Source organism: Bradyrhizobium sp. STM 3809 (assembly GCF_000239795.1).
GTDB lineage: Bacteria > Pseudomonadota > Alphaproteobacteria > Rhizobiales > Xanthobacteraceae > Bradyrhizobium.
This window is the reverse complement of the sequence record NZ_CAFJ01000042.1, coordinates 1-3,132: the sequence shown is the minus strand read 5'-3', so window position 1 is coordinate 3,132 and position 3,132 is coordinate 1. Positions and strand designations below refer to the sequence as shown.

The window sequence follows — 3,132 nt, the reverse complement described above, 5'->3', positions numbered from 1 at the left end:
GCGGGCGCCCCGGAACGACACGTGGAGAGAGCGAAGCCCCTTTTCGGACGCCGTAGGATTAGCCTGCTCTTTCGCAACCGCCTTTGCGGTCGATCGCACGATGCGCGCATCGGCGGCCCGCCGATGCGCCTCCGCTTCTACTATCCCGACGCCTATGCCGCCCTGGAGGGTGACGACGCCAAGGCCCGGCAGAGCTTCGAGGCAAAGGAGAGACAGGCCATCCAGGGGGCGGCCAGGCACTAGCGCGGGACCAAGGCGGGTTGCTCTTCGCAGACCCGGATGTGGCGCCACTCGCGACAGCGGAATGGAGCGGTTGGGCCGCGCGAAGAAGGCCTATCGCCCGAGGCGTCGAACCTGACCGGCGCGTTCTATGCGACGGATGGCGGCTGGACGGCGTATTGACCCCGCTTCGAATCGGACGAGGAGCTGGCCGATCGCGGGTCCGCGATCGGCTTCGCGCTGGGAGACGAGATCATGATGCGACGCCGCGGGCTCGCATCATGATCCCAAAGATCTCGTCTCGCCGCGACGGACCTGCGGTCAGCGTCCCCTCTTCCTGGCGCTCGCCCTGGCTCGCTTCGCGCTTTTCCCGACCGTCTTCTTTGCCGTCTTGCTCGCCTTCGCCTTCTTCGCAGCCGCGATTTTCTTCTGCGCCGTCTTCGTTGCCTTCTTGACGGTCTTCTTCTTGGCGGTCGTCTTGCGGCCGGCCGAAGCCTTCGCTGCAGCGGCGGCCTTCTTCGGAGCCTTCTTGGCTGGCTTGCCCGGCGGCGTCGCCGGCTTGGTCTTCCCAGCGGGCTTTTTCGCCGGCTTGTCAGCTCCGCTGGTCTTCGCCGGCTTCTTCGGTGCCGTGCCGCCGCTGCCGCTACTGCTCTCGCCACCGCCTGCGGCCGTCCCACCCGCCGCCGAGAGCCAGAAGCGCAGCTCCGGCGACTTCTCGTCCGCGCCCTTGATGTAGCGGTCCTGCCAGCTGTCGTCGCCTTGCAGCGGTTTGCCGAAGATGTCGGGGTGCTGCTTCAGGAGGAAGCGCCAGGCGTAGTGGTCGTAGAGGTCGAGGACATGGCAGGCATAGGCCTCGGCAAGCCCGCGATGGCCGCGGATGATCAGCATGTTCTCGTCGTTGTTGTGCGAGGCGCGGAAGCCGAGATTGTGCGAGCCGGTGACCACGACGCAATCGTCGCTGAACGGATCGATCACCACGATCTTGTTGTGGATGATGGCGAAGCCGTATTTGGCGAGCTCGCGCTCCCACTTGCCGAACGCGTCCTGCACCGCGCCGGCGGGCACGCCGCGGAAGTCGATGCTGCCCTTGGCGCCCTGCTTCTTCGGCGTGCCGGTTTCGCCGACCACCTTCACCTCCGGCGCATCGCTGCCGCCGTCATCCTCGCCGCCGCTTTCGGAATGACCGCCCGAATGCAGCGCGGCGGAGAAGTTGGTCGCGCGCACCGGGCTCGTCAGCGCGCCGCGGACGAACAGGTCGGGCTTGTCCTTGAGCAGCTGACCGGCGACGTCGAGAATCGAGTTGTTGCCGGGGTCGAAGGCAAGGAACAGCACCGCATGCTTGGCTGATTTCATCAGTTCGAACACGCGCCCCATGTCGTTCGGCGTCTTCGGCGCCTTGCCGAGCTTGCCCGGCGTGTTCGGCGAGAACATCGGCTCGATGGTGACGCCATGGCCGAGGTCGATCGGCGCCTGGATCGAGCTCGCATTGTTGGCATGGGCGAAATCGCGCAGCGTCTTCGACTGCAGCGCCGACTTCTCGCCATCGGCGGCATCGATATCGGCCTTCAAGGCGTCCCAATAGCCGAGATAACGCTGCGCAAGCTCGGGACTCTCGACCACCAGCGCGTTGTTGGTCTGGGTGCACAGGCCGGTCGAGGTCCAGTTGGTCGAGCCCGACAGCACCGCCGCCGGCTTGCCGTTCTCGCTCAGCACCATGAACTTGTTGTGCGGGATGCTCCCCTTGCCGAGGATGCGGTCGATCACGGTGACGCCGGCGGCCTTCAGAGCGTTGCGATTGTCGGCATCGGCGTCGTCCGAGTCCTTGCCCTGCTCGTTGCCGAGGATGACGGTGCGGCTCGCCGGATTCTGGTGCAGCTGCTTCTCGAGGCCGTTGGGATCGTTGAGCTCGTAGAGCGCGGCGTGGATGGTGCCGCCGCCGGCATCGGCGCGCTTCAACAGCGAGGTCAAGCCGTCCTGCAGCTGGCCCATCAGGCGGATGCGGATCGGATCATTGGGATCGAGGATATGCGGGGTCAGCGCGTCGACGCTCGGATGATCGTTCAGGGCATGCGTCAGCGCCTGGGTCGCGGTGATGCCGCGGTTGAAATAGACGTGGAACGGCGGCCGCTCCGGCGTCAGCGTGACCTGGTTGCTCTCGAGCGGCGCGATGCCGGCGAGCGGCGTCAACGTCTGGCCGGGCGTGCCGCCCATCGGCACGATGCGATATTTGTAGGTGCCGCCGCGCTTGGCGCCGAGATCCTTCCACCAGAATTTCTGCACCGGCGCCTGGTCGGTGTTGAGCTTGTCGGCGGTCTGGCCGGCAAACCGCGCCAGCGCCGGCAGCACCGTGTCGGTGTTGCCGTTGACGTCGATGCGGTGGATGGCGAAGCCGAGACAGCCGTCGAGGCGGCGATCGAAGGTCCAGGCGACGACGGCAATATCATTGTTGGAAAATGCAAGCGCGGGCATGGCAGCACTCCTTGTCTGACAAGGATTATGTCGCGCAGTTGTAACAACGGTTCGACGCATCCGGAACAAGAAGGCGGCAGCGGAGGTAGCGGCGGGTGGCGCGTGCGGTGCAGCGGAGCGGGCGGGCGACGGCAGCGCGACGATGGTGCAGGACGGTCCCGAAATCGCCAACCCTGGTTGGGCGTGATGCCTCCCCGCGTCATTGCGAGGAGCGAAGCGACGAAGCAATCCAGGGTCCCGCCTACGGCTCTGGATTGCTTCGCTGAGCTCGCAATAATGGCAGGGCTATCGCATATGACGACTGTGAGTGTGTCGCGAAACCGTCTCCACATCGTCATGCCCGGGCTCCGTCCCGGGCATCCACGTCGTTCTCAGCATGCCGGACGACGTGGATGGCCGGGACAAGCCCGGCCATGACGACGCGGAAGGAGATGAGCGCAAAAC

At 65.8% G+C, this 3,132-nt stretch carries 2 protein-coding genes; one reads left to right on the top strand and one right to left on the bottom strand.

Going from position 1 to position 3,132, the window contains the following annotated elements; all coding sequences use genetic code 11:
• Window positions 1-243: hypothetical protein (locus BRAS3809_RS37000; protein WP_210161091.1), on the top strand; the 243-nt coding region annotated here is incomplete at its 5' end.
• A 297-nt stretch (window positions 244-540) separates the two neighbouring features.
• On the opposite strand, the gene BRAS3809_RS01795 is transcribed toward BRAS3809_RS37000, so the two are convergent.
• Complete coding sequence (locus tag BRAS3809_RS01795; protein ID WP_008960393.1) at window positions 541-2,688, bottom strand: phospholipase D-like domain-containing protein; 2,148 nt, start codon at window positions 2,686-2,688, stop codon at window positions 541-543.
• Between the last annotated feature and the right edge of the window lie 444 nt (window positions 2,689-3,132).